A 22,533-nucleotide genomic window follows, 5' to 3' on the forward strand; every position below is an offset into this window, starting at 1 on the left:
AACTTATTAAGTGATTAAAAAAAGTATAGAAACATATAATGACACAGATTATAAAGAAATCCTTACTAAAGGATTTTCTTTTTTAACCTTGCGGGTAGGTGGTTTATTGGCAGGCTATTTATTTACCTATTTAGTTGCTCGTGAGTATGGACCAAGTGTTGTAGGCTTGATATCCCTTAGTTTTACTTTGATTATGTGTTTGAGTATTTTTGGCAGATTGGGGATTGATGTTAATTTGATACCATATTTCACTCATGAAACAAATAGGCAAGATTCTGGATTGTTTTTTAAAGTGCTAATAAAAGCTATTTTACTATCATCATTTTTAGCGTTAGTCATTTTTTTATTAAAAGAGGTTATTTCAATAAACTTATTTAAAAAACCTCAACTAGAAGCCTATATGATATGGACAGCTTTAACCATACCTTTATGGACTATTATTTTGGTTTGTGCGGGTTTGTTTAGGGCATTAAAAAAGAACACACTATTTGCATTTTTTAACAACCCAGGGAGGTTTTTAGCCACATTAATTGTATTGCTTGTTCTTTTTATTTGTTGCAAAGACGACTTATTGCTAGCTATAAAAGCACACTTTTATGGAGTACTAATAATTGCAATTATAAGTATTTATTTGGCACTTAAACAATTTGAAAAAATTAGTGTTTTATCGAATTCCAATTCTTGGTTATTTTTAAAAGAAGCCTATCCAATGATGTTATCGGGGGCAATAATTGTATTTTTAGGGTGGGTAGATACTTTTGTTTTGGGCATATATGAAACAGATGAGACTATAGGGGTTTACAATGTAGCATTAAAAATTGCAACTTTAACAAGTTTCTCACTTCAAGCCATAAATTCTATTTTAGCACCTAAAATTGCTAAATATTATAAAGAGGGGAAACATAGAGAATTTAGAAAGATTATTAAATTTGCTACTAATATTAATTTTTTAATTACCCTAATAATTATTGTTTTAATTATAGTGTTACATAAAACTTTACTGGGAATGTTTGGTCAAGAATTTTTGTCTGGTAGCTTGGTACTTTTAATACTTTGTTTAGGACAATTAATAAACTCTTTATCAGGCTCCGTAGGTGTTATTATGCAAATGACAGGTTTGCAAAAAGTATATCAAAATATTGTATTGGTAGCTTTGATAATCAATATTATATTAAATTTCATCCTGACTCCAAGATACGGTGCTGTTGGAGCGGCTCTCGCTACAGTCATTAGTATGGCCTTTTGGAATATTTATGGTGCAGTTTACCTAAAACGAAAATTACATTTAATAAGTTATTTTAATTTGAAATGAAAAACATTATTAAGCCAAATTCATTTATAATAGGAGCCCAAAAATCTGCTACTACCTCTCTCTATAATTGGATATCCCAGCATCCAGATGTATGTGCCCCAAGCACATTAAAGGATTATCCTTTTTTTTTAAGAGACAAATTTTTTAATAAAGGAATAGAATCACTTAAAAATGAATATATTGAATGTGGTTTTATTAATCAAAAGATCATAATGCAAGGGAATGTTCAGTATATGTTTGATACTAAGGCTATTAAAAGAATATTTGAGTTTGATTCAGATGCAAAATTGATTTGTGTTTTAAGAAATCCAGTTGACAGAGCTATTTCTGCACATAAGTATTTTAGTAAATTAAAAATTGAAACCCTAACTTTAAGCGAGGCAATAAAAACAGAAAATGAAAGAAGTAAAGAATCATTGCAGGCTTATTTTGATTTTACTTATAAAGCCCATGGACTTTATGCGAAACAATTAAAAGAAATTTTCAGCATATTTAATAGGGATAAGGTCTTGATTTTATTGTATGATAATTTAAAACAATATCCAGAAGAATGTATGAAGGAGGTGTTTAACTTTCTTGAAATAGATGAAGGTTTTACTCCCGATTATCATGTTTTAAATGCAACAGGAAAGGTAAAATATCAATTCCTTCAAAACCTATTTTTTAGTAAAAGCAAATTTAGAAAGTACTTAGTTGATAATTTGGTTGATCCTATTTTACCTTTACATAAACGTACAAAAATAAGATGGGCTTTTAATGAATGGAATACTAAAAAGGAAGACCTTAATGATGACAGTAAAGATGATTCTTTTTTTAATGAAAGACAAGAGCTAAAAGATTATTTTTTTAATGAGATTGAAGAGCTTGAAAAATTATTGAATATAAATTTAAATGCTTGGAAACATTAAAATTAAATAATACAATATATAAGGTCATTAGACCTCTTTTTTTGGCTCTATGTTTTTTTAGTGTTTTTAAAGGAGTATTTGGTTGGATTTTTAGCACAAGTGTTTTTGAATATTTGGATGAACTGGCCTTTTTTCTAGCTATTATGGTTTTATCACCTACCTTTTTATTCAAACAAAAACTAAAATTAATTTATTTTGTTATTGCAGCATTCATCATCTATTCCATAGTTATCAGTTTGCTTTTTGGGGTTAGTGGGAACATATTAACCATTAGCTTTCAAACCTTGATAAGTATTAAGTTCTTTATTATTTTATTAGCTTTTATAGAGTTATTTAAAGATCATTATAACACTTTGAACAAGTTTTTCTTGTTTGTGATTGGTTTTGCTGTTTTAGGGGTTTTAATTCATGTGATTTTTGGAGTAAAGTTTAATCATTGGGTAGGGATATCTACCTTTGCAAGACCCAATATACGGTATGTTGGGTTTTTTACCCATCCCAACCATTTGGCGTATCTCATGATTCTTTATGTAGGGTATATTTTAAATAAGAAATATACAATAAGCCAAACTTTAAGCTTTCGTGATTTGATAAAAATTATAGGGTCTCTTATTATCATTATTTTAACAGACTCCAGAACCGCCATGCTGGCCATAGGGATACTATTGTTTGCTTTTTATTGGAAGTTTTTTAAAAGCAATTATAAAATTGTTTTAAGCGCCATACTTATTGGGATTATTAGTGTGCTGTACTTGGTTTTTTACACAAATCTTTTAAACTCCATTATAGAAAACATACATCAAACATTAGATCTTGCGAGTCATTATATACGAGGAAACATGATTTACCTATCAGGGCTTATATTTATAGATTATTTCCCTATAGGAACCGGAGCAGCAACCTTTGGGTCTGTACTGTCTGATGATGCCGTTTATGCTTTATACGGGCAAGCTGATCGATATTACTTTGCAAATGAGATAGGCATTTATGATAGTAATGTTGCTTCCATAGTAGGCGAATATGGATTTATTGGGATTTTTTTCTTTTTTGCAATGTTTTATTATTTAATAACCCATTTAAAAAGTTTTGAACCAGCTAAAACATTGGTAGTCCCATTATTGGTTGTTTTTTTATTTTATTTAATTACTAACCCCATGCTAACCAATAATTTATATACTATATTAACATCCATAATTTTGGTACTCTTTGTTACTAGTCATGGCTATAAAATAAATAAAGATCTTAAATGAAAATATTACTTGTAACCAACATGTACCCTAGCAAGGAAAAGGCTTACGCAGGTATCTTTGTTAAGAATCAGTATGAGGAACTTCAAAAGCTTATAGATAATGATGATGCTATAGATATCTATTATATGAAGCGTCAATTTACATCAAAGCTAGGGTCTCTTATAAAGTATTTAAAGGCTTTTTTAGGTTTCATTCCTTACTTGTTTAAAAAATATGATGTGGTACACCTTCATTTTTTTTATCCTTTAATTTATTTGGTTTGGATTTATAAAAAGCTATATCCATCCTGTAAGGTTGTTGTAACATTCCATGGAATTGATATTACCCAAAAAATACATGATAAAAACAAAAAGCATTTTCAAAAAATTTCTAGAGCAATAGACTATACCATTCCAGTTGGGAAAACCTTGGCAAGTATTGTTCAAGAGAAGCTCCACCTTGATATAGGTTCCATTTTACCAGTAGGTGTCAATAACAATATATTTTATGTGGAAGAAAATGTTGAAAAAAAATATGATTTTATTTTTATTGGATCTTATATTAAAAGAAAAGGTATAGACACCGTAATTGCTGCGATTAAAAAGTTAAGTAATAGAGCAATAACATTTTGTTTTTGTGGTTCAGGGGAATATGGGGATGAACTTGAGTTACTTAGAAAAGATTTTAATATTGTGATAAAGGAAAACCAGACTCAGAATGAATTAAGGCACCTGTTAAATCAATCTAAATTTTTCTTATTAATGTCCAGAGATGAAGGCTTTCCAACAGCCACCATAGAATCTATGTATTGTGGTATTCCTGTTATTACATCGGACATTTCTCAATTTAAAGAACAGGTAAGAGAAGATATAAATGGATTTATAGTTGGTGTAGGAAATTCTGAAGCACTTTCAAGAATGATTAATAAGGTTCATGGAATTAACGATGAAGATTATCGAAAACTTTCTGAGGGTGCTTTAAACTCGTTCAAAGAATTATCTTTACAAAATGTATGTAGAGAGTTGTATGGTATTTATAAAAAGTTAAACCAAAGTGCATAAACTAAAACTGATAGTATATTATTTTGTAATTCAGTACTTGCCTAATTCAAGAATATCAAAGTTGGGAAATGCAATACGTGTTTGGTATTTGTCCAGAGTGTTGAAAATACTCAAGGCTTCTAAAGAGACATTTATTGAAAGCAAAGTATATATAGGTAATGCCAGACAAGTAGAAATTGGAGAAGGTGTTCAAATAAACGAAAATGTATTTATACAAGGAGCCGTAATTGGTGATTATGTAATGATTGCTCCAAATGTAAGCCTTCTGGCAAACATGCATAAACATGATAGAATAGATATCCCTATGGCAAAACAAGGAAAAACTGTTGGGAATCCAGTAATTATTGAAGATGATGTTTGGTTGGGTAGGAATGTTATTGTCATGCCGGGTGTTAAAATAGAGAAAGGAAGTATTATTGCTGCTGGAGCTGTAGTTACAAAAAATATTCCTCCTTATTCAGTGTATGGTGGGGTTCCGGCCAAATTTATAAAAAACAGGATATAAACTATGTGTGGTATTATAGGATCGTTAAACAGGGAAGTTACAAAAGAGGTGTTAAGTGTCATACACCATAGAGGGCCAGATTATCAAAGCAGTTATAAATGGCAAAATGTTAGTTTGGGACATACCAGACTCTCCATTGTAGATTTATCTGAGGCGGGTAATCAACCCATGCAAACAGATTGTGGTAGATATAGCATTGTTTTTAATGGGGAGATATATAACCATCAAGAGTTGCGAAAAGAACTAGAAGGAATAAATTTTAAAGGCCATTCAGATACAGAAACTATCCTTTATTACTTAAGGGAAAAGGGTATAGATAGTGTTAAAAAATTTAATGGGATTTTTGCTTTTGGGTTTTTAGATAAATTACAAAATAAGCTCTTTATAGTGAGAGATCCTTTTGGTGTTAAGCCTGTATATTACCATTCGTTAGAAAACGAGTTACATTCTTTTTCTTCAGAAATGAGGGGGTTATTTGCATTGGGAGCACCAAAGGAGCTTGATCACACCTTATTATCTTCTTTTTTGAAACTTAAATATTCTCCCTCACCACTAACCTTATATAAAAACATTAAAAAAGTAGCTCCAGGAAGTGTTATTGAAGTAGATACTGAATCTAAAAAGATACTATCGCAGTTTCATTTTGGTAAGGTTTCGGCTATTGATAATAATATTTCAGAAATCGACGCTTTAGAGCAATACGACTTTTTATTACGAAAAGCGATAAAAAGACAGTTAATGTCCGATGTTCCTATTTCATTGCTACTTAGTGGTGGTGTTGATTCTGCATTATTAGCAAAAATAGCAAAAGAAGAATCTAGTGGGGACATACAAACCTATACTGCTGGCTATGTGGATGCAAATGATGATGTTAATGAACTGGATGATGCGGAAATTTCAGCGAAATATATTGGAGTTAAAAACACGAAAGTAATTCTTGATGAACAAGTATTTTTAAAAGAATTACCGCATTTAATAGATTCTGTTGAGGAACCTTTGGGGACACAATCCATTTTTCCTATCCATTTTTTGTCTAAGCAAATTAACAAAGATGGCTACAAAGTAACCTTAACTGGTCAAGGTGTTGATGAACCATGGGGAGGATACAATAGATATAACCCACAAGAGCTTATAGAAACCCTAATGAAAAGGAAATCAGTTTTTAAAGGGTTACTGAGCAATGTAAAAAAAGATAGTTTTCGAAGAGCGGTAAAGGCTATTAATGCAAAGGATAGGATTGATGGCTTTACAGAGTCTTATTCGCTATTTGATGACACTATGTTAAGCAGCTTACTAAACCATAATAATTTTGATTTTAAGGGTAGGGATTTTACGAATAACTTAATTAAACAAAATTATGACCTGTATAATCTAGATTCAAGATCAGCTACTGCAGCCATGATGGTATTAGATGCGCGAATGAATTTGGCGGATGATTTATTAGTGTATACAGATAAAATATCTATGCAACATTCTATAGAGACACGCGTTCCATTTTTAGATATTGAATTGATGGCTTTTGCAGAAAGCTTACCTAATACTATGAAAGTAACCCTCTTTAAAAACAAAATACTTCACAAAAGACTGGCAGAGAGGTACTTGCCAAAGGAAATTATATATAGAAAGAAGCGAGGGTTTAAAACGCCAAGAAAACAATGGTTTAAGGGTGAAGTTGGAACCGCCTTAGAAAAGCATATTTTAGATTCATCAGGTATTTTTGGAGACATATTCAATAAAGCTGAAATATCAAATTATTTTAAGCTTCATAGAGAAGGTAAAGTAAATTATGAGAAACAATTATTCTCTCTTGTAGTTTTGTCTTATTGGATGAATGATAATTTTAATTAAAATAAAAAAATTGATTTTATAGAAAACCATAAGTAATGATTAGTTTAAGATTGTTACCATTTAAGGTTTTCTTGAGAAAGAAAAATTCATTAAGATACTAATTCTGTTATATATGAATTTAGAAAAAAAGGATTAATCTTTATAGTACAATATTGATACAGCAAGATAAAATTTCTAAAACATTACTATTCCTTGTAACATTTACCCTACCCATGTTTATGGGTTTGAACAATGTTGTGTTGGGGATATATCTAGTATGTATATTTTATAACAGCTATAGGAACAAAAGTAGACCCAATTGGAGGCTTTTAAAAGGCTACCTTCCAATATTCTTTTTTTTTGTATTGGCACTCATAGCATCTGTTAATAATACACATACATTCTTTTTAAAACACTTGGAAAGCTACTGGTCTTTTTTGTTAATACCCATAGCATTTAGTTTGCAACAGGAAGCCCCCAGGGTATTAACTAAATATGCCTTTAAAGGACTAATTTACGGTTGTGCTGCAACCTTAATTTTATGTTATGGCAATGCTATTTTTGAAATTATTGCCTACAATGAACCTTGGAGCTATTTTTTAAGATGGCGCCATTTAAGTCATGATTTTACCGAAATAGCAGATACCCATCCAGCTTACTTAGGCTTGTTTATTTGTGCCTCAACCTATTATTTATTATTTAAAGCTCCAGAGATTAGTAAAAAGCATAAAATTGCGTTCATCATTTTATTTTCTTTAGGCCTATTACAACTAACAAGCCGATTGGCGCTTTTTATATATGTTTTAGTCTTTGGTATCTATTTTGTTTCCAAAGCCACCAATTTAAAAAAACAACTAGGTCTTTTTATTGTTTTTTTAGGGATTACCATTAGCTTGTTTTTTTCATATGGGAGTGACTATTTAAAAGAACGCCTTTTTTCTGTTCAATCCATTGAAAAAGATGATAGGTTTGAAAGGCTTCAAATTTCTTATGAGATCTTTAAAGAGTACCCGATTTTTGGAGTTGGTTTTGACAAGATTGATTCCCTGCGAGTAGAAAAATATACTGAACATGGCTATATTGTTGCTGCACATTATAAATACAATGCCCATAACCAGTTTATGGAATATTTAAGTGTTAATGGCATTATAGGGGGCTTGATATATGTGTTGGTTTTTGGCTATCTTGTTATCATTGCCCTTAAGCAAAAAGATTACTTGTTTTTGTTTATAATAATGACTTTTATCATGGCCAATATAACAGAATCAATGATGGTAAGAATTAAGGGAATTGAATATTTTGCGTTATTTGTTTCCTTGTTTTTAAATAAACAACTTATACATAAAACTTAGTTGAACAAGTTTGTATTGGATTGCAAAGCCCTTCATTTTAACCTTATAAACTTTACTTTTGTAATTCATATTGGCTATAAGCCATATGCTGTAAGCCGTAAGCCATAAGCTATAGCCTAAAGCCTAAAGCGTAAAGCATATAGCGTAAAGCTTTATTTCAACTTCAATAGTAGTATTGAGTACTAAGCTATAAGCCGTAAGCCATATGTTATAAGCGATATGCCAAGCCTAGAGATGCAACCATTCCAACAATTAGCAAATGGCAATCACTAATAATTTGTAATTTGTTATTCCTCCATTTACTACCCTTCAGGAATTAAGATTTTATTTTAAGCAACAAACTCTATTTATTTGTTATTTTTGTTTTAAAAAGCAATTTAAATGAACATTAAAAACATCTGTTGCATAGGTGCAGGATACGTTGGCGGACCGACGATGGCAGTTATAGCTCAAAAATGTCCACATATAAAAGTTACAGTTGTAGATATCAATGAGGCAAGAATAGCTGCTTGGAATGCTGCGGATTTAAGCAAATTACCAGTTTTTGAACCAGGTTTAGACAAGATTGTTGAAGAAGCTAGAGGAAGAAACCTCTTTTTTTCCACTGAAGTTGACAAGGCCATAGACGAAGCTGACATGATATTTATATCGGTCAATACACCAACCAAAACTTATGGCAAGGGGAAAGGGATGGCAGCCGATTTAAAATATATTGAATTATGTGCGCGTCAAATAGCTAGGGTTGCAAAGCAAGACAAAATTATCGTTGAAAAATCGACACTTCCAGTACGCACAGCTTCAGCTATTAAAAGTATTTTGGATCAAACTGGAAACCATGTACAGTTTCAGATATTATCAAACCCGGAGTTTTTGGCTGAAGGAACAGCTGTTGCGGATCTATTACATCCAGACAGAGTCCTAATAGGAGGTGATATGTCTCCAGAGGGAGAGAAAGCCATTCAAGCCTTGGTTGCTATTTATGCACATTGGGTGCCCAAAGAAAATATATTGACAACCAATGTGTGGTCGTCAGAATTATCAAAGCTTACAGCCAATGCCTTTTTAGCACAGCGGGTTTCTTCAATAAATGCCATGTCCGAACTTTGTGAAAAAACAGGTGCAGATATTGATGAGGTTGCCAAAGCTATAGGGATGGATAGCCGCATTGGGCCAAAATTTTTAAAAGCCTCTGTTGGATTTGGAGGTTCCTGTTTTAAAAAGGACATTTTAAATTTAGTGTATATTGCTAAAAGTTATGGTTTGAATGCCGTTGCTGATTATTGGGAGCAGGTTATTTTGATGAATGAGCATCAAAAACAGCGATTTTCAGATAATATTGTCAGTACGCTTTATAATACCGTATCTGGTAAAAAAATTGCATTTTTAGGTTGGGCATTTAAGAAGGACACTAATGATACCCGAGAGTCTGCAGCCATTAAAGTGGCGGATAATTTATTAAGTGAACAAGCTGAAATAACTGTTTTTGATCCTAAAGTTGTTGCAGAGCGTATCTATGCTGATTTAGAATATTTAAACACGAGATCCATAGCGGAAAACAAAAAGCTTTTAAAAGTTTCAAACAATCCTTATGAAGCCTGTGAGAATGCCCATGCTATTGCTGTATTAACGGAGTGGGACGAGTTTAAAACGTATGATTGGAATCGCATTTATGATCGGATGCAAAAACCTGCTTTTATTTTTGATGGCAGAGGGATTTTAGATAAAATATCTTTAGAATCCATTGGTTTTGTATATTATAAAATAGGAACTGGGGATTAATTGGATTTAGAGATGAAAAGAGTATTAATTACTGGAGCAGCTGGTTTTTTGGGATCGCATTTATGTGACAAATTTATAGATGAAGGATTTCAAGTCATTGGAATGGATAACTTTATCACTGGAGACTTAAAGAATATCAATCATCTATTAAATCACCCTCATTTTCAGCTTATAGAACACGATGTGACCGAATTTGTGAAAATTGAAGGAGAACTGCATTATATATTACATTTCGCTTCTCCAGCCAGTCCTATAGATTATTTAAAAATCCCCATACAAACCTTAAAAGTAGGCTCTTTAGGAACACACAATTTATTAGGTTTAGCAAAAGCGAAAAAAGCTAGAATTTTAATTGCCTCCACTTCTGAGGTTTATGGAGATCCATTGGTTCACCCACAAAGTGAAGACTATTATGGCAATGTAAACACTATTGGACCTAGAGGTGTTTATGATGAAGCCAAACGGTTTCAGGAATCCATAACCATGGCATACCATCGTTTTCACGGCTTGGAAACCCGAATTGTACGTATTTTTAATACCTATGGACCAAGGATGAGATTGAATGATGGACGAGTCATTCCAGCTTTTATTGGTCAGGCACTAAGAGGGGAAAATCTAACAATTTTTGGGGATGGATTACAAACCCGATCTTTTTGCTATGTTTCTGACCAAGTAGAAGGTATTTATAAACTGTTATTTAGTGATTATGTTTATCCTGTAAATATTGGAAATCCAAGTGAAATTACCATAAAGGATTTTGCAGATGAAATTATAAAATTAACAGGAACCCATCAAAAAGTAATTTATAAAGAACTTCCAAAAGATGATCCTTTGCAAAGACAACCAGATATTTCTTTGGCAAAAAAACTCCTAAATTGGGAGCCAAAAGTTAGTAGGGAAGAAGGGATGTTTAAAACCTATCAATATTTTAAAAGCTTATCCAAAGAAGAGCTGCATAAAAGTGAGCATAAAGACTTTACAAAACACATTAAAATATAGTGACTACATTCAAGCAAGGTAGATATTCAGGATATTTAAAACACATTTCATACTTTATAGATTTAAGTATTATAAATGGGTTGGCCTTACTGTATTTTTTTAAAACGGTAGAGCCCATAAAATTTGTTTTAATCATATCCGTTTCTTGGGTGATTTTATCTATTTATTCAAAATTTTACGAAGTACATAGATATTCCAGGGAAATTACCATTGCCTCTTTAATTTTAAAACAGCTGTTTTTATTTACTTTACTCATGTTCGCATTTTCAGGACTTAATCTTGAGCTGAAAATACAACCTATAACTATTTTAAAATATACCTTATTAACTTTATTTTTAATTGGGGTATCCAAATTTGCTTTGTATTACCTACTTCAAAAATATAGATCATCTTTTGGTGGAAACTACAGAATTACTGCTATTATTGGTAAGAACAAACAAACTTTGGCATTGGAGAATTTTTTCAACAATAACCCAGAATATGGTTATGTTCATAAAAAAACCTTTAATGTTAAAGACAAAGAGACCTTTAGTTTGGAAGCCTGTTTCAATTTCATCATTAAAGAATCCATAGATGAAATTTACTGTTCCATATCAGAACTTTCTAATTCTCAAGTTTTGAAAATAATCGATTTTGCAGATAATAATCTAAAAATCCTGAAGTTTTTACCAGACAATAAAGACATTCATTCCAAAAAACTGAAATATGAGTATTATGATTATATTCCAGTGCTTTCCTTAAGGAACATTCCCTTGGAAGATTCTGTAAACAAATTTGTGAAGCGGACATTTGATATTTTATTTTCCTCCTTGGTCATCATTTTCTTATTATCATGGTTAACTCCATTAATAGCCATACTCATAAAGTTGGAATCCAAAGGGCCAGTGTTTTTTAAACAGTCCAGAAACGGGTTTAATTACAAAGAATTTGATTGTTATAAGTTTCGTTCCATGATGCCCAATAAAGACGCTCATTTATATCAGGCCACTAGGGGCGATCAGCGTGTAACAAAAGTGGGGAAGTTTATAAGAAAAACCAGTATAGATGAACTGCCACAATTTTTTAATGTGCTTTTTGGGGATATGTCGGTTGTGGGACCAAGACCTCATATGGTGAGTCATACGAACATGTACGCCAAAAAAATTGATAAATTCATGGTAAGGCATTTTGTAAAACCAGGCATTACAGGTTTGGCACAAATTAGTGGGTATAGAGGCGAAGTTGAAACAGACAAGGATATTATTGGTCGTGTTAAATACGATATTTTCTATATAGAAAGTTGGTCTTTGTTATTGGATCTTAAAATTATCCTTAAAACTTTTATAAACGCGGTTAAAGGTGAAGAAAAAGCCTATTAGTTAGTTTTTTTAACTGCATGTTGAAATCAAATGCTTGCAGAGCTGTTTTTCTTATTTTTTCTTTTAAAGCAACATTTAAATCTTCTTTTTTAATTTTTGAAATTTGATCATTTAAAGCTGCATAGTCTCCAGCTTTGGCTGTCCAGCCCAACTCAAACCTTCTAACCATATCTTCGCCTTCACCACCACCAAAGTAAAGAATAGGGAGTCCCAATCTGGCATATTCAAATATTTTTGAAGGTACAGAGCCATAAATCCTATTTAACAAAGGGATAATGGTTACATCGTATTTTAAAAGCTCCTTATGGAGTTCTTTCCTTGAAATTTCACCATGATAAAAAATGGGTAAGTTGGGATGTTTGGCTATAAATTTTTCTATTTTGGACTGTTCGGCTCCAGCACCATAAATATGAAACTCCAACTTGGAATAATCCAACGCTTCGCAAAGCTTATAAATTCCCTGTGCCATGCCTAACAATCCAGCATATACCATAGTAATCTTTTCAGGGGAGTTTGTGTTGTTTTCAATCTTGGGAGGATTGAAATTAGGATAATTTCTATATAAATAAGTTTCTTTATGTGGTGAAAGGGTTTTAATATGCTCTAAAATCTCTTCGCTTTGTCCCAGTATGATAGTTGCTTTTTTATAATTGTAACGTTCAATCTTTTCAAGTATTTTGTAACTAAAATTCTTTTTAAAAGCACCTAGTTCCAGTCCAGCAATAGGCCATAAATCACTAACATTTAAAATAAGTTTCCTGTGTTTTGACTTTAAAAATAACATATTGGTAAAAGCCACCAATAAAGGAGGCGATTGTACAATAACAGTTTTTGGTATCTTATTCCAAACAAAAAACCAAACCAAACTAAAGCTATAAGATAACATAGCAAATAAACGTAAAAATTTGTTTTTGGAATTACTTGCATAAAGCCATAATCTGTGTATGGTTATTTGGTTTTCAACAGTAGTTGTTTTAAACTTCCCTTTATGTTTTGGAAATATTTTTCCTGTCGGATAATTAGGTAAAGGGGTTATTACAGAGACTTTGTAACCTTCTTTTTGTAAGCCTTCTGACAGATGAAACATCCTATTGGAAGCAGCTCCAGTTTCAGGTGGAAAATAACTTGTAACAATTAAAATCTCTTTCACAACAGTTTGAAAATTTCCATTATATGATCAACTATTCTAATAGCGGCTTTTCCATCCCATAACTCTGGTGCCTTTCCTTGTTTCCAATGGCCAGAATAAAGCTTATAAAACGCCTGTGATATTTTTTCAGGGTCATTTCCAACCAGAACATTCGTTCCTATGTCACATGTTTCAGGACGTTCTGTAGAATTACGAAGTGTCATGCAAGGCACATTCATTACGGTTGTTTCTTCAGTAATACCTCCTGAGTCTGTTAAAACTGCCTTGGCATGTTTTACTAAATAGTTAAACTCCAAGTAACCCAAAGGGCTCATGTAATGTAAGTTTTTAAAATCTAGTTTTAAACCTTTTAAGAATTTCTGTGTTCTTGGATGTACTGGAAAAATTATGGGATATTTTTCCCCAAGCTCGGCAATTTGAAGAATTAGTTTTTTTAGCTGTACTTCTTCATCTACATTGCTTGGTCTGTGAAGTGTTAGAACAAAATAAGATTTTTCTTGTAGATTTAATTCTTCCCAAACAGGGGGCTTTTTAAATCTGGTTTCATTTTTCAAAAGTGTGTCTATCATGACATTTCCAACAAAATAGATGTTGTTTTTAGAAACGCCCATTTTTTCTAAATTGGTGTTGGCATGGGTAGAGGTTGTAAAAAAATAATCGGTTAAGTTATCTGTAACAATTCTATTGATTTCTTCCGGCATATTCATGTCTCCAGAACGGATACCTGCTTCCACATGGGCTACTTTTACACCTGCTTTTTTTGCTACAATGGTACAAGCCATGGTTGAGGTAACATCTCCAACCACTAATACCAAATGTGTTGGGTGTTGTTTCAACTCTTTCTCAAACCCTATCATAATAGCAGCTGTTTGTTCTGCTTGAGATCCACTTTTAACATCTAAATTGATATCAGGAAATGGGATGTTCAGTTCTTCAAAAAATGTGTCACTCAAGTTTTTATCATAATGTTGTCCTGTATGGACCAATCTAAATGAGAGATCAAAACCTTCAGACTTTTTCTGTTTAATGGCTTCAATAATTGGAGCTATTTTCATGAAATTTGGTCGTGCACCAGCAACTATGGTAATATTCATTCTACTTCTTTTATTAGTGATGTAAACTGTTTCAATTTACCGCTTTTTGAGCGTTGTAAGGTATCCAATCTTTTAAATTGAATGTGAAGTCCTTTTTCCAAATACCTTTCCATTTCTTCCGAAATCATTTTTATTTTTAAGTCAGAAAGCACCTCTTTACTAATATATTTAACGATAAAGGTATCTTTTTTGTGTTGTTCAATAATAAATTCCTTCACATTCCCATCATCTTCAATAATACGTTTGGTAATATAATAAAATGTTAAGCCTGCAGCCCTTTTCCCACTTGGCAGTATGGCTATATCATTGGTTCTTCCAATAAGTTTTTCCATAATAGGCTTTTTAAGGGTACTTTGTTTGGAAAGTATTCCAATATCTCCAATATCGTACCTAATAAAAGGATGTGCTTTGTTGTAGAGGGATGTTATTACTATTCGTCCTTCTTCGCCATAAGGAAGGACATTATTCTTTTCATCCAAGATTTCAACATATAAGGTTTCACTGTTTACTTGCCATGCATTTTTAGGGTTTTGAAAGGCAATGATGTCGAGTTCTGAAGCTCCATATTCGTTAACTACAGGAACGCCAAACTGTAATTCCAAGAATGATTTATCATCTTCAAAAAGCATTTCAGAAGTGACAATACAAACTTTTAAGCTAGGACAAACAAGTTTTAATTGCATGTTTTTTTTCTGAAGAAATTTTGCAAACTGGACCATGGAACTCGTATAACCATTCATATAATCGAAATGGACAGTTTTAAATTTTTCAAGACAATCAGCCAACGCCTCTTCACTTAAATCAAATACCGAAAAACGATACCGATTGCTTAAAAAGTCCTTTAAACGTTCTTTAAAGTAGCCTATTTTATCTAAAGGAATACCATAAAATCTAGCTTGTTTGGATTTATTAAAATCCAAGCCATACCAACCAAATCTATTTTTAATCAGCGCCCAAGTCAAAGCATGGCAAAATTTATCTTTTGCAAATATAAAAGGGGTTCCAGAAGAACCCGAGGTTTTGTTTACATAAACATTTTTATGATTAAACCCTTCAGCCAGACGCTCATTTAAAGGTTGTTGCAAATTAGCTTTGGTCATTACAGGTATGGTGTTCCAATTATTCGGGTCTGCATTTTTTGCAAGGGCGTTGTAAAAAGGAGTGTGTTTTAAATGAAATTCAACTATGTTCTGCTTTTTTTCGTTAACATAGGCTTGATAGTCATTATTTTTTATTTGTTGAATGTTCTGTATAGCAGTTTCTGCCTTCTCAATTGGAAAGCCACTGAATTTTAAAGAAAGGTCAAATAAATTCAAAACAGTAAAACATTATTTCTGTAAAGTAAACAAAAATAATTCGTGTATTCGAAGCATTAGTTTTATTTTTGCGGGAAACAAACACACAACATGAACATTTTAATTCTTGGTTCTGGAGGTAGAGAACATACTTTTGCTTGGAAAATAGCTCAAAGCCCTTTATGTAAAACCCTTTTTGTGGCTCCAGGAAATTCCGGAACAGCCCAAATTGCAAAAAACCTGGATATAAAAGTCACCGATTTTCATACCATTAAAGAGGCTGTTTTGCAACATGAAATCACTATGGTTGTGGTTGGTCCTGAAGACCCTTTGGTAATGGGCATTCATGATTTCTTTTTAAATGATGATGCCTTAAAACACGTCTCTGTCATTGGGCCTCAAAAAGCTGCTGCACAACTGGAAGGCAGCAAGGAGTTTGCCAAGGAATTTTTAATAAGACACAACATTCCAACAGCTGCATATAAAAGTTTTAATGCAGGGAATGTAGAAGCAGGTTATGCCTTTTTAGAAACGTTAAGCCCTCCATATGTTTTAAAAGCCGATGGTTTGGCTGCAGGAAAAGGTGTGCTGATCCTTAACGATTTAAACGAGGCCAAAACCGAATTAAAAAACATGCTAGTGGATGCAAAGTTTGGTGCAGCCAGTACCAAAGTGGTTATTGAAGAGTTTTTGGATGGTATTGAATTAAGCTGTTTTGTTTTAACCGATGGCGAGAATTACAAAATATTACCTACTGCCAAGGATTATAAACGAATTGGGGAAGGAGACACAGGTTTAAATACTGGTGGCATGGGAGCTGTATCTCCAGTACCTTTTGCTACAGATGCTTTTTTAAGTAAAATTGAAGAACGTATTGTAAAACCTACTATTGAAGGATTAAAAAAAGACAACTTACCTTATAAAGGCTTTGTGTTTATTGGGTTGATTAAAGTTGGGGAAGACCCAAAGGTGATCGAGTACAATGTTAGAATGGGAGACCCAGAAACTGAAGTTGTTTTACCAAGACTAAAAACCGATTTGGTTGAAATTTTCCAAGCAATAGCCAATCAAACATTAGATAAAATTAATTTAGAAATTGATGAACGTGCAGCAACAACCGTGATGTTGGTGTCTGGCGGTTATCCAGAAGGGTATGAAAAAGGGAAGGTAATTACTGGATTGGAGCAGGTTACAGACTCCATCCCTTTTCATGCTGGAGCAATAAACAAGGATGGTAACATTGTAACCTCTGGAGGACGTGTCATGGCCATCACCTCTTATGGAAATACTTATGAAGAGGCCATAAAAAAATCTTATCAAAACATAGAAAAACTACATTTTGATAAGATGAATTATAGGACAGATATTGGTTTCGATTTATAAATAAGAATGCGATGTGATGCTTTTATCATCGTCATTGGCATCGTTATAGGCCTTTAATTGCTTCATCCAATATAAAAAAGCAACAAAACCTATCAGTATAAATAACCAAGAAACTATATTTGCTGCAAACCAATTTTCCAGTTCTAGCTTAGCTAAAGCATCAAATGGTGCAAATAAAACATTTACAAATAAATCTTCAATAGCGTAAAAAAAGTCTTTCATTTTATATAAATTTTATGCTCCATAGGAGCTTATAAGGTATTATCAATATATTTACTCAACAAAATTACATTTTTTTCATTTTAAATTTCAATAATTTGAAAAGAATATTGGTAATTTACTTTTTATCCAAGGTTTGATAGAAATTTATTTAAACGTGATCAATACATGATTTCCAGTTTTTTCAGTAAGGCAAAACCCATACATTTTGTGGCAGTAACGTTGTTGTTACTGGTTGCTTTTACATATACAAAAGCCATTCATATTAAACAATCGGTTGATGTATTGTTCATTTTCAAGCAATTCCTGTTGTTTGGAGTGTGCATATTCTCCATTTTTGTTTTCGATTTTTTATCTGGAAAAAACGATCTTACCAAAAACAACAGCTATAAAATTTTATTTTTTAGCTTGTTTATGGTCATGATGCCCCAAACTTTTTTAAATTCCAAGCTGTTGGTGGCAAACCTCTTTATTTTGTTCGCTTTAAGACGCATTATAAGCATTCGTTCAAAAAAACAGATCAATAAAAAAGTGTTTGATGCAGCTTTCTGGATTAGCTTGGCAACCTTACTGAGTTTTTGGTGTTCGCTTTATTATATCTTAATCTTTGCAGCATTATTCCTATACACGGTTGCCGATGTGAAAAACTGGATCATTCCTTTTATTGGAATCTTAACCGTTGGTGTTATAACTGTATCTTTCCTGGTTCTAACCAATACAGATGTTATTACTTATTTTTCAAGTATAAACACAGCAGTTAGTTTTGATTTTAGTATGCTCAATTCTTCTCAAATTGTCCTTTCCTCAACGGTTATCCTGTCTTATTTTGTTTGGGCAGTATTTTTTTATGTCTTAAATATAAAATCCAAGTCCAAAAGCTATAAACCGTCTTATTTTTTGGTGCTTTTAGCTGCTTTAATTGCTATAGCCATCCTTGTTATTGTTCCACAAAAATCTGGAGCAGAATTTTTGTTTTTATTTGCTCCATTGTCTATAATCATGGCGAATTATATGGAGATTATTTCTGAAAAATGGTTTAAGGAAATATTAATCTGGATGCTTATGCTTGTTCCTTTAATCAATTTAATGCTGTAACTTTTCCCCAAAAGCCAAATCTCCAGCATCTCCCAATCCAGGAACTATATAGCCAAATTCGTTGAGTTTTTCATCAACAGTGGCAACCCATAAATGTGTTTCTGAGTCGAAATAATTTTCCACAAAATCAATGCCCTCTTGTGCTGCAATAACACTAACCAAATGAATGTTTTTAGGTGTTCCAAAAGGTTTTAAGGCTTCAAAAGTGGCTATCATGGATTGCCCTGTGGCCAACATTGGGTCTGCTAATATTAAGGTTTTGTTTTCTAAACTTGGGCAAGCTAAATATTCAACTATAATTTCAAAATTTTCGGGCTTTTCCTTATGGTGTCTGTAGGCAGATATAAATGCGTTTTCGGCATTGTCAAAATAATTTAATAAACCGTCGTGCAAAGGAACTCCAGCCCTTAAAATAGAACACAACACGACCTTATTGTCTATTTTTTCAATCTCACATATTCCCAAAGGTGTTTTAACGGTTGTAGGTTTATAACTTAAGGTTTTACTTAATTCGTAACCCAAGATCTCGCCAATACGCTCAATGTTTCTTCGAAAACGCATGGAATCTTTTTGAATGGTTACATCTCTCATTTCAGCAATAAACGTATTTAGGATGGTGTTTTGGTTTGAAAAGTTATGAATATGCATGTTGTTACTTATTTTATGGTGTGGTAAAGTTAATTAATTAGGCTTATATTTACCGTTGGAATTCTCAATTTAATAATAATGCAAACATCCATCTACATTCCTAGGGCTCTTAAAACCTTTTAGCTAAAAAATATGTAGATTTGTGCTATAAAACAACAATCATGTTTACAGACAAAGCCAACAACATTTTTCAGGACGTTATAGAAACATATCATGTTATCAATACAGTCGATCAGCCGTTTAAAAACCCTTACAACAAAGATTCTCATTTGTTAGAGCACCTGCTTTACAGAAAATGTTGGATTGACACAGTTCAATGGCATTACGAAGATATTATTCGTGATCCACAAATAGATCCTGTTGCTGCTTTAAAACTGAAACGTCAGATTGATGCTTCCAACCAAGACAGAACAGACATGGTGGAATATATAGACAGCTATTTTCTTGAAAAATATAAAGACGTAACCCCAAAAGCTGATGCGACCATCAATACCGAAAGTCCAGCTTGGGGAATTGATAGATTGTCTATTTTAGCCTTGAAAGTATACCATATGCATGAAGAGGCAACACGTACAGATGCTTCTGAAGCTCATATAGCTGCCTGTAAAAAGAAATTGGATGTCTTACTGGAACAGCGTAAAGACCTATCTACAGCTATCGATACCTTGTTAAGCGACATTGAAAAAGGCGACAAATACATGAAAGTGTATAAGCAAATGAAAATGTATAACGACGACGAACTGAATCCAGTATTGCGTTCACAGAAATAAAACTGTTTTTCAGAACATTCCTACAACCCTTGGAGTTGAAGAATTTTATTTTCAAGATATTTCGCTGCACTCAATATGACACATCGTTTGTATGATGCCTTCAACTAAACACATCCTAGTCATTCGTCTCTCAGCCATGGGAGATGTGGCTATGACAGTTCCTGTTTTAAAGGCATTTACTGCACAATATCCAGAAGTAAAACTAACCGTTTTAACCAGGGAATTTTTTACACCTTTTTTTAGGGATTTAGAAAATGTATCTGTTTTTCCTGCCGATTTAAAAGGAACACACAAAGGTGTTTTAGGACTTTATAAACTCACAAAAGAATTAAAAAAACTGAATATCGATGCCATCGCAGATCTTCACAATGTGTTGCGTACAAATATTTTAAAATGCTTTTTCTTAGGAAAACCGTTTGTGCAAATAGATAAAGGCAGAGCAGAAAAAAAAGGGTTAGTTTCAGGAAAAACATTCCAACAACTAAAAACAACTCATGAACGTTATGCAGATGTTTTTAGAAAATTAGGATTTCTGTTAGATTTAGCAAACCCTAAATTTCCAAATCGTGTAGCGTTAAATTCCAAATTGCAGGATTTAGTAGGAGAAGACACTAAAAAATGGATTGGCATGGCACCTTTTGCAGCACACGAAAGTAAAATGTATCCTTTGGATTTGATGGAGCAAGTAATTGAAACACTTTCAAAGACTCATAAAATATTATTGTTTGGTGGAGGCAAAAAGGAAGTTGACATTCTTGATGCTTACCAAAACAAATATGAAAATGTTATTAATCTAGCTGGAAAATTAACCCTTGATGAAGAATTAGATGTCATTTCCAATTTAGATGTGATGTTGTCTATGGATTCAGGAAATGCACATATGGCAGCTATGTTAGGTGTAAAAGTAATTACCATTTGGGGAGTGACGCATCCTTATGCTGGTTTTGCGCCTTTTAATCAACCTGAAGATTTTGCACTACTTTCAGATAGAGAACAATTCCCATTAATTCCAACGTCTATTTATGGGAATAAATATCCTGAAGGCTATCAAGATGCAGCTGGAAGTATTGCTCCGGAAAGAGTTGTTGAGAAAATAAATTTAGTTCTTTGACGATTTTACCAGTAGTTACAGTTTTTTTAATTGTTAATTAATAAAAATGACATTATTAAAATTTGATTTTAATCTTTTTGAAAATCCATTTCTATTTTTCATATTTGGAATTTTACTTTTATTATATTCTCTATATGATTATAATAAAAATTATAAAGATTCAAGTCTAGTAGGGCAAATGAGTATTGTAGGGTATTTTTTTATTGGAATCTTTTGTATAATACTAGGTATAGGATTATATTTAAAATAATTAATTCATCTTCAATAAAAAGAACTTTCAGGTTTAAAAAATTTAAAATGTCTAACTAATTATAAATTCGGAGAGATGTCCGAAGGACATAGAGAGCTTTATATATCATCATAATCCACTTTCACAGTAGGCGTTGTTGGATGCGCTTGGCAAGTTAAAATCAATCCTTCAGCCACTTCGCTATCTGTTAAGATGTTGTTTTGCCTCATGGTTACTTCACCTTCAACCACTCGAGCCAAACAGCTACTGCAAATACCACCTTGGCAAGAATAAGGTGCATCTAAGTCTTCGTCTAAAGCAGCTTCAAGAATGGATTGTTTTTGAGACATTTCAAAGGTGGTTTCTTCATCATCAACCACAACGGTAATTTTAGTGTTCCCACTAGCAATGTCATCTTCATTAACATCAGCAGGTTTAGCCGCTTTAAAAAGTTCATAAAATATATGTTCCTTAGGAATATTATGTTCGGTCAAGACATCTTTAACCGTATGGATCATGGCTTCTGGACCACACAAATAAAAAGCATCTACAACCACGTGCTTGTGGGTGTTTTTCATTACAAAGTTTACGGTACTTTTTTCTATACGTCCAAAAATAGCATCTTCTTCATCGGCTTGACTAAACACAAATTGTATGGAGAAACGCTCTTTGTAGTTATGCTGAAGGTCTAAAAGCTCTTGCAAAAACATGGTGTCCTCAGTGGTTTTATTCCCATAAACAAGAATGACTTTGCTATAAACCTCTTCTTCCAAAGCACATTTAATAATGCTTAAGATTGGCGTGATACCACTTCCAGCTGCAAAAAGGGCAATGTTTTTGGTTTTGGAATCGTTAGGTTCAAAAACAAAACGTCCTTTGGGTGGCGCCACTTCTATAACATCTCCAGCTTTTAGTGTGTTGTTGGCATACGAAGAAAACGTACCATCTGTCACTTCTTTAACAGCCACTTTTAAATCGCCACTTTTTGGAGAAGAACACAGCGAGTAATCGCGTCTTACCTCATGGTTGTTTATAGTAGTTTTTAAGGTAACATATTGTCCAGCTTTAAAGGCATAAGTAGATTTTAAATGGGCTGGAACTTGGAAACTAATTACAACAGATTTGTCTGTTTCCCTAATGATATCTTTTATGGTAAGGTTATGAAAATGTGACATATTTAAATTTTTGACAAAAATAAGAAATACTGTT

19 protein-coding genes and 1 pseudogene are annotated in these 22,533 nt (G+C 32.7%); 14 read left to right on the forward strand and 6 right to left on the reverse strand.

The window, feature by feature from the left end:
- Positions 1-10: 10 nt before the first annotated feature.
- The 10 genes and pseudogenes from D778_RS02225 to D778_RS02270 all read left to right on the forward strand — a co-directional run bounded on the left by D778_RS02225 (position 11) and on the right by D778_RS02270 (position 12,330).
- Entirely contained in the window at positions 11-1,312 is a 1,302-nt protein-coding gene (locus tag D778_RS02225; protein ID WP_007647296.1) for a flippase, read from the forward strand.
- Positions 1,309-2,220: a sulfotransferase family protein gene (locus D778_RS02230; RefSeq protein WP_040491235.1), complete on the forward strand. Its 912-nt coding sequence runs from the start codon at positions 1,309-1,311 to the stop codon at positions 2,218-2,220. Before D778_RS02225 ends, D778_RS02230 begins: the two co-directional genes overlap by 4 nt.
- Positions 2,208-3,470, forward strand: a complete 1,263-nt coding sequence (locus D778_RS02235; RefSeq protein WP_007647304.1) for an O-antigen ligase family protein — start codon at positions 2,208-2,210, stop codon at positions 3,468-3,470. Before D778_RS02230 ends, D778_RS02235 begins: the two co-directional genes overlap by 13 nt.
- Complete coding sequence (locus D778_RS02240) at positions 3,467-4,510, forward strand: glycosyltransferase family 4 protein (protein ID WP_007647306.1); 1,044 nt, start codon at positions 3,467-3,469, stop codon at positions 4,508-4,510. The genes D778_RS02235 and D778_RS02240 overlap by 4 nt, the downstream gene beginning before the upstream one ends.
- A gap of 343 nt (positions 4,511-4,853) precedes the next feature.
- A pseudogene (locus D778_RS14885) lies at positions 4,854-5,009 on the forward strand (DapH/DapD/GlmU-related protein); the annotation flags it as partial.
- A 9-nt stretch (positions 5,010-5,018) separates the two neighbouring features.
- Positions 5,019-6,863, forward strand: a complete 1,845-nt coding sequence (gene asnB, locus D778_RS02250) for an asparagine synthase (glutamine-hydrolyzing) (protein ID WP_007647310.1) — start codon at positions 5,019-5,021, stop codon at positions 6,861-6,863.
- Between the two features lie 344 nt (positions 6,864-7,207).
- Positions 7,208-8,194, forward strand: a complete 987-nt coding sequence (locus tag D778_RS02255) for an O-antigen ligase family protein (RefSeq protein ID WP_162138287.1) — start codon at positions 7,208-7,210, stop codon at positions 8,192-8,194.
- Between the two features lie 381 nt (positions 8,195-8,575).
- Positions 8,576-9,973 carry a UDP-glucose 6-dehydrogenase gene (locus tag D778_RS02260; protein WP_007647312.1) on the forward strand — a complete coding sequence of 466 codons (1,398 nt, stop codon included), beginning with the start codon at positions 8,576-8,578 and terminating at the stop codon, positions 9,971-9,973.
- Positions 9,974-9,985: 12 nt separating this feature from the next.
- Positions 9,986-10,972: a UDP-glucuronic acid decarboxylase family protein gene (locus D778_RS02265; protein WP_007647313.1), complete on the forward strand. Its 987-nt coding sequence runs from the start codon at positions 9,986-9,988 to the stop codon at positions 10,970-10,972.
- The gene (locus D778_RS02270) at positions 10,972-12,330 is read left to right on the forward strand and encodes an undecaprenyl-phosphate glucose phosphotransferase (protein WP_007647314.1); all 1,359 of its coding nucleotides are present in this window, start codon (positions 10,972-10,974) and stop codon (positions 12,328-12,330) included. The genes D778_RS02265 and D778_RS02270 overlap by 1 nt, the downstream gene beginning before the upstream one ends.
- Here D778_RS02270 and D778_RS02275 read toward each other — a convergent pair.
- Genes D778_RS02275 through D778_RS02285 form a run of 3 tightly spaced genes read right to left on the reverse strand, consistent with a single transcriptional unit; the run spans position 12,305 to position 15,890 of the window.
- Positions 12,305-13,480, reverse strand: coding sequence for a glycosyltransferase family 4 protein (locus tag D778_RS02275; protein ID WP_007647316.1), 1,176 nt, complete (start codon positions 13,478-13,480; stop codon positions 12,305-12,307). The two genes, D778_RS02270 and D778_RS02275, sit on opposite strands and share 26 nt — an antisense overlap.
- Positions 13,477-14,574 carry a non-hydrolyzing UDP-N-acetylglucosamine 2-epimerase gene (gene wecB, locus D778_RS02280; protein WP_007647318.1) on the reverse strand — a complete coding sequence of 366 codons (1,098 nt, stop codon included), beginning with the start codon at positions 14,572-14,574 and terminating at the stop codon, positions 13,477-13,479. Before wecB ends, D778_RS02275 begins: the two co-directional genes overlap by 4 nt.
- Positions 14,571-15,890: a phenylacetate--CoA ligase family protein gene (locus tag D778_RS02285; RefSeq protein ID WP_007647319.1), complete on the reverse strand. Its 1,320-nt coding sequence runs from the start codon at positions 15,888-15,890 to the stop codon at positions 14,571-14,573. Before D778_RS02285 ends, wecB begins: the two co-directional genes overlap by 4 nt.
- A 90-nt stretch (positions 15,891-15,980) precedes the next feature.
- Here D778_RS02285 and purD point away from each other — a divergent pair, with 90 nt between their 5' ends.
- Positions 15,981-17,252: a phosphoribosylamine--glycine ligase gene (purD, locus tag D778_RS02290; RefSeq protein WP_007647320.1), complete on the forward strand. Its 1,272-nt coding sequence runs from the start codon at positions 15,981-15,983 to the stop codon at positions 17,250-17,252.
- On the opposite strand, the gene D778_RS02295 is transcribed toward purD, so the two are convergent.
- On the reverse strand, positions 17,247-17,474 hold the full coding sequence (locus D778_RS02295; RefSeq protein WP_007647321.1) for a DUF6341 family protein: 228 nt from the start codon (positions 17,472-17,474) through the stop codon (positions 17,247-17,249). The genes purD and D778_RS02295 overlap by 6 nt on opposite strands.
- Positions 17,475-17,639: 165 nt before the next feature.
- Between D778_RS02295 and D778_RS02300 the strand changes: the two genes are divergently transcribed.
- Positions 17,640-18,566 carry a DUF6427 family protein gene (locus D778_RS02300; protein ID WP_007647322.1) on the forward strand — a complete coding sequence of 309 codons (927 nt, stop codon included), beginning with the start codon at positions 17,640-17,642 and terminating at the stop codon, positions 18,564-18,566.
- Here the strand turns inward: D778_RS02300 and upp are convergent.
- The gene (upp, locus tag D778_RS02305; protein ID WP_007647323.1) at positions 18,555-19,214 is read right to left on the reverse strand and encodes a uracil phosphoribosyltransferase; all 660 of its coding nucleotides are present in this window, start codon (positions 19,212-19,214) and stop codon (positions 18,555-18,557) included. The genes D778_RS02300 and upp overlap by 12 nt on opposite strands.
- 161 nt (positions 19,215-19,375) lie before the next feature.
- Between upp and D778_RS02310 the strand changes: the two genes are divergently transcribed.
- Positions 19,376-19,984 (forward strand): DUF4254 domain-containing protein, encoded by a 609-nt coding sequence (locus D778_RS02310; RefSeq protein WP_007647324.1) that lies wholly within the window; start codon positions 19,376-19,378, stop codon positions 19,982-19,984.
- A gap of 94 nt (positions 19,985-20,078) precedes the next feature.
- Positions 20,079-21,095, forward strand: coding sequence for a glycosyltransferase family 9 protein (locus D778_RS02315; protein ID WP_155949876.1), 1,017 nt, complete (start codon positions 20,079-20,081; stop codon positions 21,093-21,095).
- A gap of 348 nt (positions 21,096-21,443) precedes the next feature.
- On the opposite strand, the gene D778_RS02325 is transcribed toward D778_RS02315, so the two are convergent.
- Positions 21,444-22,499 carry a ferredoxin--NADP reductase gene (locus D778_RS02325; protein WP_007647328.1) on the reverse strand — a complete coding sequence of 352 codons (1,056 nt, stop codon included), beginning with the start codon at positions 22,497-22,499 and terminating at the stop codon, positions 21,444-21,446.
- Positions 22,500-22,533 lie beyond the last annotated feature (34 nt).

This window comes from Xanthomarina gelatinilytica (genome assembly GCF_000348685.1).
Lineage (GTDB): Bacteria > Bacteroidota > Bacteroidia > Flavobacteriales > Flavobacteriaceae > Xanthomarina > Xanthomarina gelatinilytica.

Excerpts from the sequence above, each read along its gene's own strand:
- D778_RS02315 (WP_155949876.1), top strand. The coding sequence starts at position 20,079 with ATGCCTTCAACTAAACACATCCTAGTCATTCGTCTCTCAGCCATGGGA.
- D778_RS02310 (WP_007647324.1), top strand. The coding sequence starts at position 19,376 with ATGTTTACAGACAAAGCCAACAACATTTTTCAGGACGTTATAGAAACA.
- asnB (WP_007647310.1), top strand. The coding sequence starts at position 5,019 with ATGTGTGGTATTATAGGATCGTTAAACAGGGAAGTTACAAAAGAGGTG.
- D778_RS02230 (WP_040491235.1), top strand. The coding sequence starts at position 1,309 with ATGAAAAACATTATTAAGCCAAATTCATTTATAATAGGAGCCCAAAAA.
- D778_RS02325 (WP_007647328.1), bottom strand. The coding sequence starts at position 22,499 with ATGTCACATTTTCATAACCTTACCATAAAAGATATCATTAGGGAAACA.
- upp (WP_007647323.1), bottom strand. The coding sequence starts at position 19,214 with ATGCATATTCATAACTTTTCAAACCAAAACACCATCCTAAATACGTTT.
- D778_RS02240 (WP_007647306.1), top strand. The coding sequence starts at position 3,467 with ATGAAAATATTACTTGTAACCAACATGTACCCTAGCAAGGAAAAGGCT.
- purD (WP_007647320.1), top strand. The coding sequence starts at position 15,981 with ATGAACATTTTAATTCTTGGTTCTGGAGGTAGAGAACATACTTTTGCT.
- D778_RS02300 (WP_007647322.1), top strand. The coding sequence starts at position 17,640 with ATGATTTCCAGTTTTTTCAGTAAGGCAAAACCCATACATTTTGTGGCA.
- wecB (WP_007647318.1), bottom strand. The coding sequence starts at position 14,574 with ATGAATATTACCATAGTTGCTGGTGCACGACCAAATTTCATGAAAATA.
- D778_RS02265 (WP_007647313.1), top strand. The coding sequence starts at position 9,986 with ATGAAAAGAGTATTAATTACTGGAGCAGCTGGTTTTTTGGGATCGCAT.
- D778_RS02295 (WP_007647321.1), bottom strand. The coding sequence starts at position 17,474 with ATGAAAGACTTTTTTTACGCTATTGAAGATTTATTTGTAAATGTTTTA.
- D778_RS02260 (WP_007647312.1), top strand. The coding sequence starts at position 8,576 with ATGAACATTAAAAACATCTGTTGCATAGGTGCAGGATACGTTGGCGGA.